The sequence below is a fragment of the Roseomonas sp. TF40 genome, assembly GCF_057219975.1.
The window spans coordinates 119,785-134,133 of sequence record NZ_JBXVVR010000011.1 but is presented as its reverse complement, the minus strand read 5'-3'; the positions used below and the strand labels follow the sequence as shown (position 1 = coordinate 134,133).

Sequence of the window (14,349 nt, the reverse complement as noted above, 5' to 3'; positions counted from 1 at the left end):
AGAACCTGGCCCATAGCGCGTCCTTCCATGCCTGGGAAAAGACTGCACCATCAAACCCTGGGATCAAACACCTAGAGCAAGAATTCCGATCAGATGATTCCATCCGATCGGAAATTGCTCTAGCCCCGCCCGTAGCGCGCCTTCGCCTGTGCCTCGCTCACCAGCCCATCGGCCAGGTCGCGCGCGACGAGGGCGGGGTCGCGCTGCGCGGGGTCGCCCATGCCGCCACCGCCGGCGAGCTTCAGCACCAGATGGCGGCCCTTCGGGATCACCTGGTAGCCCTTGGTGCGCAGCACCGTGCCGTCATCCAGCCCGACCCAGCCCGGCGCCCCATCGCCACCACCCTCACGGCCCTTCGGCGCATTCGCCACACGGTCGAAGGTCGCGTTCACCGCGAATTCCGCATCACCCTTGGCGCCGATCTCCATGATCTTGCCGAAGCCGCCGCGCGTGCGGCCGGGACCGGCGGAATCGGGGCGGATCTGGTTCTGCCAGAAGATCACGGGGGCGACGTTCTCCGTCGCCTCCACCGGCATGGTGCGCACGCCCGAGGGGAAGGCCGTGCCGTCCAGCCCGTCCTTGGTCGGCCGCGCGCCTGTGCCGCCCGAGTTGAAGGTGATGATCTCGAAATCCGGCAATTCGGCCTGCGCGCCGCTCACCTGCGCGCCCCCGCGGAGCGGCGGGTTCCACAGCGCGGAGGAGCCCTCGGCATTCACGCGATCGGGTACCGCCTGATGCAGGCAGCCCATCATCAGGTCGGGCAGCAGCTGGCCCACCACATGGCGCACGCTGACCGGGTAGGGCCGCGGCGCGTTGAGGATGCACCCTTCCGGGATCTCCATGCGGAAGGGCGCGAGCGAGGCCCAGTTGTTCGGGATCTCGGGCGCCACCACGCATTTGATGCCGAAGCACGCATAGGCGCGGCAATAGGCGGCGGGCACGTTGATGCCCCGGCCGGACAGGCCGGAGGTGCCGGCATAGTCCACGACGATGCTGTCCTCCTGCACCGTCATCGCGGCCTTGAGCGTGACCGGCGATTCGTAGCCATCCGAGATGATCTGCGCCTTGTAGGTGCCGCGCGGGATCTTGCGGATTTCCTCCAGCGTCGCCTTCAGCGAGGCCTCGAAGATCGCCTCGGCCAGCGGCTCCAGGCTGTCCATGCGATACTCGGCCAGCATCTCGGCCAGGCGCTTGGCGGCGGCATCGTTGCAGGCGCAGAGCGAATAGACGTCGCCCTCGAGTTCCACCGGCGTGCGCGAGCCGGCGCGGAGGAAATCGAAGAAGGTCTCGTTGGGCCGGCCGCGGTCGAAGCACTTCACGATGGGGATGTAGAGCCCTTCCTCGAAGACGCTCCGCCCCTCCGGCCCCATGCCGAGGCCGCCGACATCGATGACATGCGCGGTATTGGCGAAGAGGCCGATGATCCTGCCCTCGAGGAAGGCCGGCGTGACGACGGTGAGGTCGTGCAGATGCCCGGTGCCGAGCCAGGGATCATTGGTGATGTAGTGGTCGCCCGGCTGCATGGTGTGGGCCGGGAATTTCGCGAGGAAATGCCCGACCGATTCCATCATGGAATTGACGTGGCCCGGCGTGCCGGTGACGGCCTGGGCCAGCATGCGTCCCTTGAGGTCGAAGACCCCGGCGGAGAGGTCGCCCGCCTCACGCACCGTGGTGGAAAAGGCGGTGCGGATCATGATCTGCGCCTGTTCCTCCACCACCGCGATCAGGCGGTTCCACTGGATCTGGCGCTGGATCTTCTCGAGGGCGTCGTTGCTCATCACACCTGCTCCCGGATCAGTTCGAGGTAGCCCAGCCCATCCACGCGGCAACGCCAGGAGGGCCCGACGAGGGTGCTCGTCTCGGCCTCGGCGATGATGCAGGGGCCGGGCACGCTGCAGCCCTGGGGCATCTCGTTCCGGTCATAGACCTGCCAGGGGGCGACCTCGCCGGTCGCGGTATCGCGCACAAGCTGCACGCGGATCGGCGCGGGGGCGGGCGAATCCTCCACCGCGGCGACGGGCTTCACCGCCTCCGGCACCGTCGCCACGGTGACGGCGAAGGAGAGGATCTCCACATCGCTGCCCGGCACGGGGCGGTCGTAGAAGCGCGTGTATTCCGCGTCATAGGCGGCGCGGATCGCGGTAACATCCTCCGGCGTGAGCGCACGCGCCGGCAGGGCCACGGAAATCTCGTGCCCCTGGCCGACATAGCGCATGAAAGCCAGGCGATGCTCTTCAAGCTTCGCGCCAAAGGCGCCTTCCTGCACCACGCGCGTCGCCTCTTCCGACATCGCGCCGAGCAGCGCATTCACCGCCGCCACATCGAAGGTCCGGAAACGCTGGTAGAGCGACTTCACCACCTCATAGCCGACCGGCGCGCGGAGGAAGCCGATGGCCGAGCCCACGCCAGCGCCCGAGGGCACCAGCAGCCGGTCCACGCCGATCTTCTCCGCCACACGATAGCCATGCACGGGCCCGCCGCCGCCGAAGGCGATGATCGCGCGGCCCTCATAATTCTTACCGCTCTCGATGGCGTGCACGCGCGCGGCATTGGCCATGTTCTCATCGACCATCTCGACCACGCCGAGACCCGCCATGGCCGGCGCGAGGCCGAGCCCGTCGCCGACATGCTCTGCAAGTGCGGCCAGCGCCGGCTCCACCTGCAGCTTGAGCGCGCCGCCGGCAAACAGATCCGGCTCGTAGCGCCCGAGCGAGAGGTTGGCATCCGTCACCGCGGGCTTCGTGCCGCCGCGGCCATAGCAGGCCGGGCCGGGATCCGCCCCCGCGCTCTCCGGCCCCACCTGGATGCGCCCGAGCGCATCGAGATGCGCGATGGAGCCACCGCCGGCGCCGATCTCCACCATCTCGATCACCGGGATGCGCAGCGGCAGGCCGGAGCCCTTCTTGAAGCGGCCGACGCGGGCCACTTCGAAGGTGCGGCTGGCCTGGGGCGCGTAATCGTCGATCAGGCAGACCTTGGCAGTGGTGCCGCCCATGTCGAAGCTCAGCACGCGATCCCAGCCGCGCTGCTTCGCGACATGGGCGGAGAAGATCGCCCCGCCCGCCGGCCCGCTCTCCACCAGGCGGATCGGGAAGCGCGCCGCCGTGTCGATGGTGGTCAGCCCGCCGCCCGAGAGCATGAGGAAGAGCGGGCAGGTGAAGCCACCGCCGCGCAGGCCGAGTTCGAGCCGCTTGAGATAGCTCGCCATCAGCGGCTGCACATACGCATTGGCGGCGGTGGTGGAGAAACGCTCCCACTCGCGCATCTCGGGCGAGACCTGCGAGGAGAGCGAGACCGGCAATTCCGGCCACATCGCCTGCACGATCGCGGCGGCGCGCTGCTCATGCACCGGGTTCACGAAGGCGTGGAGGAAGCCGATGGCGAGGCTCTCGATGCCCTCGGCGCGCATGAAATCGACCTGCGCGCGCACCGCCGATTCATCGAGGGCGCGCAGCACATTTCCCTCATTGTCCAGCCGTTCCGGCACCGTCAGGCGCCAGCGGCGCGGCACCAGCGGCTGGGCGAGGTCGATGTTCAGGTCGTACTGGTCGTAGCGGCTCTCATTGCCGAGTGCGAGGACATCGCGGAAACCCTCGGTGGTGAGCAGCGCGGTCTTCGCACCCTTGCGCTCGATGATCGCATTGGTCGCGAGCGTCGTGCCGTGGATGACCAGCGCGATATCGGCGGGCGTGAGGCCCGCGCGGCCCAGCACCAGCGCCACGCCCTCCAGCACGCCGCGTTCCGGCGCGGCGGGCGTGGTGAGCACCTTGCCGGTCCAGCGCTCGCCCTCGCGCTCGATGGCGACATCGGTGAAGGTGCCGCCGATATCGACGGCCAGACGCGCGCTCACTGCGCCGCCTCCGCCGCCCAGCGCTGCACCACGGCGCAGGCCGCCGCGAAATCTTCCATCCGCATGTCTTCCTTGGGATTATGGCTGCCGTGCTGGTTGCGCACGAAGAGCATCGCGCTCGGGATGCCGGCCATCGCGAAGGCCGCGGCGTCATGCCCTGCCCCGCTCGCCATGGTCAGATGCCTGATGCCAAGCTGGTCCGCGGCGCGGGCGAGGCCGGCCTGGATCGCGGCATCCATCGGCGCGGCGCGGCTGCCGGTCTCGACGCCGAGTTCGAAACGCACGCCGCGACGGGCCTCGATCTCGGGGATGATGTCGTAGAGCGTCTCCATCAGTGCATCGACGCTGTGCGCGTTCACGCTGCGCACATCGAGCTGGAAGCGCGCCTCGCCGGCGATCTTGGTGAAGCCGGCCTCGGCCGTGGTGGCCAGCACGCAGAAGGTGCAGACAAGGCGATGGCCCATCGCCTCCAGCGCCACCCAGCGATCATCCACGCGATGCGCGAGTTCGGCCAGCGCGATGGCGGCGTCGCGGCGATACTTGCGCGGCGTGGCGCCGGAGTGGTTGTACTCGCCCACCACCCGCGCGGCGCGCAGGCGGCGCGAGCCGGGGATGCCGGTGACGATGCCGATCGGCACGCCTTCCGTGTCCAGCACCGGCCCCTGCTCGATATGCAGTTCGAGGAAGGCGGCGGTGTCGTCGCGCGAAAACGTCTTGCCGCCCTGCGTCACGAAGTCGGGCGAAAATCCTTCCTCGCGCATATGTTCGGCGAGCGTGCGGCCGCTGTCCTGGCGCCTGATCTGCAATTCCTCGGGCTTGAGCAGGCCGAGCGCGCCGCGGCTGCCGGGGTAGCTCACCGGGAACCAGCTGCCGGCCTCCTCTGCGCGGAGTGCGACCACCGTCACGTCGCGACCCGGCACGAAGCCCGCACGCTTCATGCCGGCGACGGTGGCAAGGCCCGTCAGCACGCCCGCGGCGCCGTCGAAATTGCCGCCCTCCACCACGCTGTCGAGATGGCTGCCCAGCACCACGCGCTTGGCCGCGCGATCCGCGCCCGGCAGTGTCATCAGCAGGTTGCCGATGGGATCGGCGCGACATTCGAGGCCGATGGATTCGGCCGCCGCGCGCACGATCTCATGCGCGATGCGCTCGCCGCGCCCATAGGCCTCGCGCGTGATCCCCACGCCGTCATGGGTCGCCGCGCGCAGCTCGTCGAACAGGCGCTCGGCCAGCGCCACATCGGGCGTGAGATTCGGCAACATCGCGTTCACCCTCTCAGAAGCTGCGGACGATGCCGCCATCGATGCGGATGATGCTGCCCGTCACATAGGCGCCGTGCTGCGAGGCGAGGAAGGCGCCCATCGGGCCGAATTCGCTCGCCACGCCGAGCCGCCCGGCGGGGATCTGGGTGGCGCGATCCTTGATCTGCTCCTCCACCGTGATGCCGCGCTTCTTCGCGAGGTTGCCCTGCGTCTCCAGCTGTCGATCCGTCAGGATCGCGCCAGGGGCGAGGATGTTGCAGGTGACGTTGTCGCCCGCGACTTCCGAGCTCAGGCTCTTGTTCCAGCCGACGATGGCGGCGCGCAGGATGTTGGAGAGCGCGAGGTTCGGGATGGGCTGCACCATGCCGGTCGAACCCACGGTGAGGATGCGCCCCCATTTCTGCGCCCGCATCGCCGGCAGCAGCCTGGTGGCGAGCCGGATGGGGTTCAGCACGATCCTCGGGAACCACTCGATGAGCTGCGCCTCGGTGATCTCCAGCGCCGTGCCGGGCGGCGGGCCGCCATGGTTCAGCACGAGGATGTCGACGCCGCCCAGCAGCCGCACCGCGGCATCGCCCAGCGCGTCGATCTGCTCGGCGCTGGCGACATCCGCCGGCACGCCGAAGGCCGCTGCGGCGCCGCGTGCCTTCAACTCGGCCGCCGCGACATCGAGGCTGGCCTGCGTCCGCCCGCTGATGACCAACGACACGCCCTCATCGGCCAGGCTGTCCGCGATGGCGCGGCCGAGGCCCTTGGAGGCACCCATCACCAGGGCGCGCTTGCCCTTGAGACCCAGATCCATGGTGTTCGTCTTCCTGTCCAGCGGAACCGGGCCGGACCCTGCAACCCTGTGCGCCGGCTGGCAAGCCGGCCGGGCTCTGCTAACCAGGGGGCCGTCGAGGGAGAATGCCCGTGCCGAAGCCCGTCCTGCTGGTCACCCGCCAATTGCCGCCCGCCATCGAGGCCCGCGCCGCGCGCGACTATGACGCCCGCCTCAACCCCACGGACGCGCCCTGGTACCGCGATGGCGCCGAGATCGCCCGCCGCGCCGCGGGGGCGGATGCCATTCTCTGCGCCGCCGGCGATGCCATGGGCCCGGCGACGATCGCCGCCCTGCCCGCCACGATCCGCATGGTCGCCACCTTCTCGGTCGGCACCGACCATCTGGGGCTGGAGGCGGCGCGCGCACGGGGCCTGGTCGTGGCGAACACGCCCGACGTGCTCTCCTTCGCCACCGCCGAGATCGCCTTCACCCTGATGCTCATGGCCGCGCGCCGCGCCGGCGAGGGGGAACGGATGGTCCGCGCCGGCCAATGGGTCGGCTGGGCGCCGACGCAGCTGATGGGCGTGACGCTGGAGGGCAAGCGGCTTGGCATCCTCGGCATGGGGCGCATCGGGCGCGAACTCGCCGCCATGGCGCGGGGCTTCCGCATGGAAATCCACTATCACGGCCGCACCCGCCTGCCGCCCGAGCTGGAGCAGGGCGCGATCTGGCATGACAGCGACCGCGACTTCCTCGGCGCCATCGACATCCTCTCCATGCACATCCCCGGCGGCGAGGCGACGCGCAAATGGCTCAATGCCGAGCGCCTTGCCCAGATGCGCCCCGGTGCGATGGTGGTGAACACCGGCCGCGGCGGCACGGTGGATGACGCGGCACTGGTGGCCGCGCTGCGCTCGGGGCACATCCGCGCCGCGGGGCTCGACGTCTATGATGGCGAGCCCGCGATCTTCCCCGGTTATCTGGGGCTCGAGAATGTCGCGCTGCTGCCGCATCTGGGCAGCGCCACGGAGGAGACGCGCGACGCCATGGGCAACCGCGCGCTCGACAACCTCGATGCCGTGCTGAGGCAAAGCAAGCCGGCGCCGGATCGCGTCGCCTGATGCAGCAAGCCGGCCTGGCCTTGCCGGGGGCGCCGCGCAGCCGCCGCGTGCCGGGCTGGGCCTGGGCGTCGCTTGGCATCGCGGCGCTGATGGCCGCACCGCTGCTCGCCGTGCTGGTCACCGCCCTCGCCCCGGGCCCCAGCCTGGGCCAGGGAAGCTGGGGCCATATCCTGCACACGCTGCTGCCCGAATTGCTGGGCAACACGCTCGCCCTCGCCGCGCTGGTGGCGGTGCTGGCGGCGAGCATGGGCGCGATCTCGGCCTGGATCGTCGCCGCCTGCGATTTCCGGGGCCGCCGGGTGCTGGAGGTGGCGCTGCTGCTGCCCCTCGCCATGCCGGCCTATGTCTGCGGCTATGCCTATGTCTGGCTGCTCGACGTGGCGGGCCCGGTGCAATCCACGCTGCGCGACGCGACGGGCCTCGGCTGGGGGCAGTACTGGTTCCCCGAGATCCGCTCCCTGCCCGGGGCGGCGCTGATGCTGGCGGCGGTGCTCTACCCTTACGTCTACCTGATGTGCCGCACTGCCTTCCTGACGCAGAGCGTCTGCCTGCTCGAGGCCTCGCGCACGCTGGGGCATGGGCTGCCGCGCACCTTCCTGCATGTCGCACTGCCGATGGCGCGGCCTGCGCTGGCGGGCGGCGTGGCGCTGGTGCTGATGGAGACGCTGGCGGATTTCGGCACGGTGCAGCACTTCGCCGTCCGCACCTTCACCACCGGCATCTACGAGGCCTGGTTCGGCATGGGCGACCGCCCGGCCGCGGCCCAGCTCGCCGCCTGCCTGATGGGCGTGGTGGCGATGCTGCTGGTCTTCGAGCGCGTCTCGCGCGGCGGCCGGCGATTCCACCCCACCACCACGCGCCACCCACCGCTGCGCCCGGTGGTGCTGCAGGGCTGGAAGGAGGCCGCCGCCATCCTCGCCTGCGGCGCGCCGGTGCTGCTGGGCTTCGTCATCCCCGCCGGCACGCTCTTCGCGCTGATGCTGGAGGGTGGCGACCCGCTCGATCCGCGGCGCACCCTGCCCTATGCGGCCAACAGCCTGACGCTCGCCGCCATCACCGGCGTGCTGGCGGTGGCGCTGGCGGCGCTGCTCGCCTGGGGGCAGCGGCTGCACCCTTCGCGCCTGCGCGCCTTCGCCAATCGCGTGGCCTCGCTGGGCTATGCGGTGCCGGGCTCGGTGATCGCGGTGGGGGCGCTGGTGCCCTTCGCGCTGTTCGACAATGCGCTGGACGGTTTCCTGCGCGCGCGGTTTGGAATTTCCAGCGGGCTGCTGCTCTCGGGCACGATCGTGGCGCTGGTCTTCGCCTATCTCGTGCGCTTCCTGGGCGTATCGCTCTCGGCCGTGGAATCGGGGCTGACGCGGGTGAAGCCAAGCCTGTTCTCCGCCGCGCGGGTGCTGGGGCGCACGCCCGGCCAGGCGGTGCGGGAGGTGGAGCTGCCGCTGGCGCGCGGCGCGCTGCTGACGGCGGGCGTGCTGGTCTTCGTCGATACGATGAAGGAATTGCCGGCGACGCTGATCGTCCGCCCCTTCGATTTCGACACGCTGGCGGTGCGCGTGCACAACCTGGCTTCGGATGAGCGCCTAGCCGAGGCCTCCACCGCCGCGCTGCTGATCGTGCTGGTGGGGCTGGCGCCGGTGGTGGCGCTGGTGCGAGCGATGCGGCGGGACTGAGCGCGGAATTGTCATGCGACTGTCATGTCGCATCGCCTAACCTGCGCGGGACAACGCCGGAGTACGCCATGTCCCTGTCCCGACGCACCCTGTTCGGCGCCGCGCTGGGTGCCGGTTTCGCCAGCACCGGCAGGGCCGCCGCCCCGCAGCGCGGGGGGCAGGTTGCCGCCTGGTACCGCTTCAGGCTCGGCGCCTTCGAATGCACGGTGGTCTCGGACGGGGCGCTGACCCTCGCCCCTTCCCATCCCACCTTCGGCGGGAACCTTGCCACCGCCGCGGAGGTGGAGGCCGCGCTGACCGGCGCCTTCCTGCCCACGGCGAGCATCGCCGCGCAGCTCAACTGCATCGTCGTGAACACGGGCACGCAGCTCGTGCTGCTCGATGCGGGGGTCGGGCCGCAGCCGGTCTTCGGGCCGGGCAGCGGGCGGATCGGCCAGGCGCTGGCCGCGGCGGGCATCGCGCCGGGGGAGATCGACCTCGTCGCCTTCACCCATGCGCATGCGGACCATGCCTGGGGCATCGCCGATGCGGCCGGGGCGGATGTCTTCCCCAATGCCCGCTACGCCATGACGGCGGCGGATTTCGATTTCTGGACGAGCGAGGCGAACCTCGCCTTGCCCGAGCCGCTGCGCGCCCTGGTGGCGGGCACGCGCGCCGTCGCCCTGCCGCGCCGGGCGCGCTTCACCATGCTGGCCGCCAATGCCGAGCTTGTGCCGGGCATCCGCGCCGTGGCCTCGCCGGGCCACACCATCGGCCACACCTGCTTCCAGCTGGAAAGCCAGGGCCAGCGCCTGCTGGTGCTGGGCGACATCGCGAACCACCACGTGCTGGCGCTGCGGCGGCCCGACTGGCCCTTCGCCTTCGACGCCGACCCGGCCCTGGCGGTCAGGACGCGCCGGCGGATCCTGGACATGGCGGCGGCCGAGCGCCTGCAGGTGCTCGGCTACCATTTCCCCTGGCCGGGGCTGGGGCATGTCGAGGTTTCGGGCCAGGGATTCGGCTTCGTGCCGAGCCCCTGGCAGTGGGGTTGAGGGTAGCCTAACGCCAGCCGGCGCGCTGCATGATGCGCAGCGCCTCGGCCGCGTTGGCGGCGGATTGCGTGGCGTGCAGGGGCTCGGCGCGGAAGCTGCCCATGGCCTGCAGCACCGGGTGCAGCGGCGCATCGGCCACCACCGGGTATTCCATGTTGCCCAGCGCGAAGAGTTCCTGCGCCGCGGGCGAGGTCATGTATTCCAGGAAGCGCACCGCATTCTCGCGGTTCGGCGCGCCACGCACCAGGGCCGCGCCGGAGATGTTCACATGCGCGCCGCGGTCATTCGCCCCCTGGTTGGGGAAGATCACGCCGATGCGCTCGAACACCGCGCGATCCGCCGCGCTGGTCGAGACGCCGAGCCCGCCGAGGTAGTAGCTGTTGGCGATGGCGAGGCGGCACTGGCCGGGCGGCACGGCGCGGATCTGGTCGCGATCGCCCCCCTGCGGCGGGCGCGCGAGGTTGGCGGCCACGCCCTGCGCCCAGCGCTCGGTCGCCGCGGCGCCATCGGCCGCCAGGATCGAGGCGGCGAGGCTCACATTGTAGGGGTGGTTGGCGGCGCGCACGCAGATCTGGCCGCGGAAGCGCGGATCGGCGAGGTCCTCATACCGGGTCAGCCCCTCCGGCACGCCGCGCGTGCGGTCATACATGATGAGCCGCGCGCGCTGGGAGACGGCGAACCAGTGCCCCTCCGGATCGCGCAGCCCGGCCGGCACGCGGGCGGCCACGACATCCGAGCGCAGCGGCTGGGTCACGCCCGCCTCCTTCGCGCGGGCGAGGCGCGCAGCATCGACCGTGATCAGCACATCGGCCGGGCTGTTCGCGCCCTCATTGCGGATGCGCTCGACCAGCTGGTCGGCGTCGCCCTCGATCAGCCGCACGCGGATGCCGGTCTCGCGCGTGAAGGCGTCATAGAGGCGGCGATCGGTATCGTAGTGGCGAGCGGAATAGACCGCGACCTCCCCGCCGCGCGGCTGGGCCAGGGCGAGGCCCGGCAGCGCGATCAGGGCAGCGAGGGCGGGCAGGGCTCGGCGGAACATGAAGGGTCTCCGGTTGCTGTGGCGCTGCTGATATCGCAAATGAGAAGCGTTCGCAAGTAGAGGATCGAGGGCCCCTCCTCCGCCTCGCAGGGCGCTTGCCTCCGCCGCGAGGCTGCCCCTAGAAAGGGCGCAGGGAAACGCCCGCGGCCACGTCAGCCAGGGCAGATATCGAAGCATGAACCACATCGTCAGCGCCTCCCCTCTCCAGCAGGCGGCGGAGGAGCTTCGCGCCCGCCTCGCGCATGAGCAAGGCGGGGAGGTCGCCACCTACATCCCGGCACTCGGCGCCATGCCGCCCGACCTGTTCGGCGTGGCGATGATGACGCCCGGCGGCACGCTCACCGAGGCGGGGGACACGCGCCACCCCTTCACCATCCAATCGGTCTCGAAGCCCTTCACCTACGCCCTGGCCATCGACCTGCTGGGGCGCGAGGCGGTGCGCGCGCGCATCGGCGTGCAGCCGATGAGCGAGCCCTTCAACGCCATCGAACTCGACCCCCTCCATGCCCGCCCCTTCAACCCCATGGTCAATGCAGGCGCCATCGCCGTCGCCGGGATGCTGTGCGAGGCGCTGGGCAGCGAGGCCTTCGCCACCGTGCAGGCGCGGCTTTCCGCCGCCGCCGGGCGCGACCTGGCGCTGGATCAGGTGGTCTTCGACTCGGAGCGTGAGACCGGGCATCGCAACCGCGCCATCGCGCATCTGCTCCGCGCCACCGGCGCGCTGCGCGTGGAGCCGGACGTCGCGCTCGACGTCTATTTCCGCCAATGCTCGCTGCTGGTGACGGCGCGCGACCTCGCCGCCATGGGCGCCACGCTCGCGGGCATTGGCGTGCAGCCGCTGACCCAGGCGGAGGTCTTCGGCGTCGATGCGGTGCGCGACACGCTGAGCGTGATGTTCACCTGCGGCCTCTATGACGGCGCGGGCGACTGGGCCTGCCGCGTCGGCCTGCCGGCCAAGAGCGGCGTGGGCGGCGGGCTGGTGGCGGTGGTGAACCGCCAGCTCGGCATGGGCGTCTTCTCGCCGCGACTCGATGCGGCGGGCAATCCGCTGCGCGGCGTGCTGGCCTGCGAATACCTGGCGAACGAACTCGGCCTGCACGCCTTCGACGCCACCAACAAGGGCTCGCGCCTGCTGGAGACGCTCTCCCGTTCAACCTAATCCGCGCAGGAATTTCGCGCGCTGGCTCGCGCCGGCCATGACGAAGCCATGGTCATTGCCGGAGAGGATGAAGCGCGCGCCGAGCCTGATGTAGTCCGGCGCCACCGTCTCATCATACACGCCGCCCATGCCCATGACCTTGCCATGCGCCGTGCAGGCGGCGGCGACGGTGGCGTAGGCGGCGCGCACATCGGGGTGGCCGATCTGACCGGCGATGCCCATGCTGGCGGTGAGGTCCGAAGTGCCGATCATCAGCCCGTCGATCCCGGGGACGGCGGCGATGGCATCCGCGTTGCGCACGGCCTCGGGCGTCTCGATCATGCAGACCACCAGGATGTCGGCGTTGAGTTCGGCCTGCGCCACGGCCGGGTTCACGGCCGCCATGCCATAGGCGAAGGGCGGGCCGCCCCAGCTGCGCTGGCCGGTCGGCGGGAAGCGATAGGCGGCCGCGACGGCCTTGGCTTCCTCGGCCGTGTCGATATGCGGCACGACCACGCCCATCGCGCCATTGTCGAGGCAGCGCGTGCCCTCGAACAGCGCGTCCTTGCAGATGCGCACGATCGGCGTCACCCCCTGGCCGAGCGCGGCGATGGCGATGCGCGTCGCGTCATCCACGCTCATCGCGCCATGTTCCATGTCGATGAACAGCCAGTCGAAGCCGCTCGCCTGCGCGATCATGCCCACGGCCGGCCCGCGCAGGTGATGCACGCCGAAGCCCAGCGCGAGGCCCCCGCTGGCAAGCCGGGCGCGGACGGGGTTGTGGGAGAGCGGCATGGGCATGTCCTCCGAAGGGTGGCGGAGGCGACCATGCGCCCGCGCGCGGGTCAATCGGCGACGATCAGCCGCTCCAGCGTGGCCAGCCTGTCGGCCTCGCTCGCGGGCTTGTCGGCGCGCAGCCGGGCGATGCGGGGGAAGCGCAGCGCGACGCCGGATTTGTGGCGGTTGCTGCGCTGCGCGGCGTCGAAGGCGACTTCCAGCACCAGGGCCTTCTCCACCTCCCGCACCGGGCCGAAGCGCGCGGTGGTATGCGCGCGCACCCAGCGGTCGAGCCACAGAAGCTCGGCATCGGTGAAGCCGGAATAGGCCTTGCCGACGGGCACCAGCACCTCGCCCCCCTGCCCGTCCGGGCGCCACAGGCCGAAGGTGTAGTCGGAATAGTAGCTGCTGCGCTTGCCGTGCCCGCGCTGGGCATACATCAGCACCGCATCGATGCTGAGCGGCGCGCGCTTCCACTTCCACCACAGCCCCTTCACCCGGCCCGCGCGGTAGTCGCTGTCGGCGCGCTTGACCATCAGCCCCTCGATCGCCGCGTCACGGGCGCCGGCGCGGATTTCCTCGAGGTGTTCGGCGGAGTCGAAGGGCACGAGGGCGGAGAGATCCATGCGCGCGGGGTTGGTGCGGGCGAACCAGGCTTCCAGCCGCGCGCGGCGCTGGTCGAAGGGGAGAGCGCGCAGATCCTCCTCCCCATCGAAGAGAATGTCGTAGAGCCTCACGCCGACCGGGTTCTCGGCCATCATGCGCGCCGTGACGCTCTTGCGGTTCAGCCGCTGCTGCAGATCGGCGAAGGGTGCGACGTTGCCGTCGCGCATCACCAGCAGCTCGCCATCCAGCACGGCGTGGAAGCGCATGGCCTCGATGATGTCGGGGAAGGTTCCGGAAATCTCCTCGGCACGGCGGGAAAACAGCCGCGCCTCCCCCGGTCCCGCGACGAGTTGCACGCGGATACCATCCCATTTCCACTCGGCGCGATGCGTGTCGGGCGCGATGCCCGGCAAATCCTCGGGCTCCAGCGGATGGGCGAGCATGACGGGGCGGTAGCCGCTGGCCGCGGGGATCGGCCCGCGCCCCTCCAGCCAGGCGAAGAGCGGCAGGTAGGGCGGCGCCTGGCCATGCCAGACCTCCTCCACCGCCTCCACGCCTTGCCCGCCCCAGCCCGCCAGCGCGGTCTTGGCGAGACGCGCGGAGACACCGACGCGCAGCCCCCCGGTGACGAGCTTGATGAGCGCCAGCCGCGCCGGCGCGTCCAGCGTATCGAGCCAGCCCGCGATCAGCGCCGGCAGTTCCGATTTGCGCGTCGTCTCCAGGGCGGCGAGCACCTCGGCGAGGCTCGGCGGCGGCGCGTTCACCCCCGCGCGCGGCACCCAGATCAGCGCCACCGTCTCGGCAAGATCGCCGACATAATCATAGGAAAGCTCGAACAGCACCGGGTCCGTGCGCTCCGCCACCAAGGCGCGGATCAGCGCGGGCTTGGCGGTGGAGAGGGTGAGCTCGCCGGTCAGCGCGGCGAGGCCGATGCCGCGGTCGGGGTCGGGCTGCGTCGCGAACCACTGGCTGAGCAGTGCGAGCTTGGCGTTGCGGCCGGGCGAGAAGATCAGCCGCTCCAGCAGCGTGGCAAAAGCGGTGAGGCTCATCTGCACCACCGCTTGCCGGTACCACGCCGCCTGCCTATCAGAC

Annotated in this window: 11 protein-coding genes; 4 read left to right on the top strand and 7 right to left on the bottom strand. The window is 70.8% G+C overall.

Annotated elements, in window-relative coordinates; translation table 11 throughout:
• Nucleotides 1-119 precede the first annotated feature (119 nt).
• Genes AC2D9U_RS23145 through AC2D9U_RS23130 form a run of 4 tightly spaced genes read right to left on the bottom strand, consistent with a single transcriptional unit; the run spans nucleotide 120 to nucleotide 5,914 of the window.
• Nucleotides 120-1,778 carry a hydantoinase B/oxoprolinase family protein gene (locus AC2D9U_RS23145; RefSeq protein WP_484753689.1) on the bottom strand — a complete coding sequence of 553 codons (1,659 nt, stop codon included), beginning with the start codon at nucleotides 1,776-1,778 and terminating at the stop codon, nucleotides 120-122.
• Nucleotides 1,778-3,850 carry a hydantoinase/oxoprolinase family protein gene (locus AC2D9U_RS23140; RefSeq protein WP_484753687.1) on the bottom strand — a complete coding sequence of 691 codons (2,073 nt, stop codon included), beginning with the start codon at nucleotides 3,848-3,850 and terminating at the stop codon, nucleotides 1,778-1,780. Before AC2D9U_RS23140 ends, AC2D9U_RS23145 begins: the two co-directional genes overlap by 1 nt.
• Nucleotides 3,847-5,112 carry a hydantoinase/carbamoylase family amidase gene (locus tag AC2D9U_RS23135; protein ID WP_484753685.1) on the bottom strand — a complete coding sequence of 422 codons (1,266 nt, stop codon included), beginning with the start codon at nucleotides 5,110-5,112 and terminating at the stop codon, nucleotides 3,847-3,849. The genes AC2D9U_RS23140 and AC2D9U_RS23135 overlap by 4 nt, the downstream gene beginning before the upstream one ends.
• Nucleotides 5,113-5,125: 13 nt before the next feature.
• Nucleotides 5,126-5,914: an SDR family oxidoreductase gene (locus AC2D9U_RS23130; RefSeq protein WP_484753683.1), complete on the bottom strand. Its 789-nt coding sequence runs from the start codon at nucleotides 5,912-5,914 to the stop codon at nucleotides 5,126-5,128.
• Between the two features lie 104 nt (nucleotides 5,915-6,018).
• Here AC2D9U_RS23130 and AC2D9U_RS23125 point away from each other — a divergent pair, with 104 nt between their 5' ends.
• The 3 genes from AC2D9U_RS23125 (at nucleotide 6,019) to AC2D9U_RS23115 (ending at nucleotide 9,697) form a co-directional block, all read left to right on the top strand.
• Entirely contained in the window at nucleotides 6,019-6,996 is a 978-nt protein-coding gene (locus AC2D9U_RS23125; RefSeq protein ID WP_484753681.1) for a 2-hydroxyacid dehydrogenase, read from the top strand.
• On the top strand, nucleotides 6,996-8,666 hold the full coding sequence (locus tag AC2D9U_RS23120) for an ABC transporter permease (protein WP_484753679.1): 1,671 nt from the start codon (nucleotides 6,996-6,998) through the stop codon (nucleotides 8,664-8,666). Before AC2D9U_RS23125 ends, AC2D9U_RS23120 begins: the two co-directional genes overlap by 1 nt.
• A 68-nt stretch (nucleotides 8,667-8,734) precedes the next feature.
• Nucleotides 8,735-9,697, top strand: a complete 963-nt coding sequence (locus AC2D9U_RS23115; protein ID WP_484753677.1) for an MBL fold metallo-hydrolase — start codon at nucleotides 8,735-8,737, stop codon at nucleotides 9,695-9,697.
• Nucleotides 9,698-9,704: 7 nt separating this feature from the next.
• Here AC2D9U_RS23115 and AC2D9U_RS23110 read toward each other — a convergent pair whose 3' ends face one another.
• Nucleotides 9,705-10,736, bottom strand: a complete 1,032-nt coding sequence (locus tag AC2D9U_RS23110) for a Fe(3+) ABC transporter substrate-binding protein (RefSeq protein WP_484753675.1) — start codon at nucleotides 10,734-10,736, stop codon at nucleotides 9,705-9,707.
• 175 nt (nucleotides 10,737-10,911) lie between these two features.
• Here AC2D9U_RS23110 and glsA point away from each other — a divergent pair, with 175 nt between their 5' ends.
• Nucleotides 10,912-11,895 (top strand): glutaminase A, encoded by a 984-nt coding sequence (glsA, locus tag AC2D9U_RS23105; protein WP_484753673.1) that lies wholly within the window; start codon nucleotides 10,912-10,914, stop codon nucleotides 11,893-11,895.
• Here the strand turns inward: glsA and AC2D9U_RS23100 are convergent.
• Nucleotides 11,887-12,669: an HpcH/HpaI aldolase family protein gene (locus tag AC2D9U_RS23100; RefSeq protein ID WP_484753671.1), complete on the bottom strand. Its 783-nt coding sequence runs from the start codon at nucleotides 12,667-12,669 to the stop codon at nucleotides 11,887-11,889. The two genes, glsA and AC2D9U_RS23100, sit on opposite strands and share 9 nt — an antisense overlap.
• Before the next feature lie 50 nt (nucleotides 12,670-12,719).
• On the bottom strand, nucleotides 12,720-14,306 hold the full coding sequence (locus AC2D9U_RS23095; protein WP_484753669.1) for a cisplatin damage response ATP-dependent DNA ligase: 1,587 nt from the start codon (nucleotides 14,304-14,306) through the stop codon (nucleotides 12,720-12,722).
• Nucleotides 14,307-14,349 lie beyond the last annotated feature (43 nt).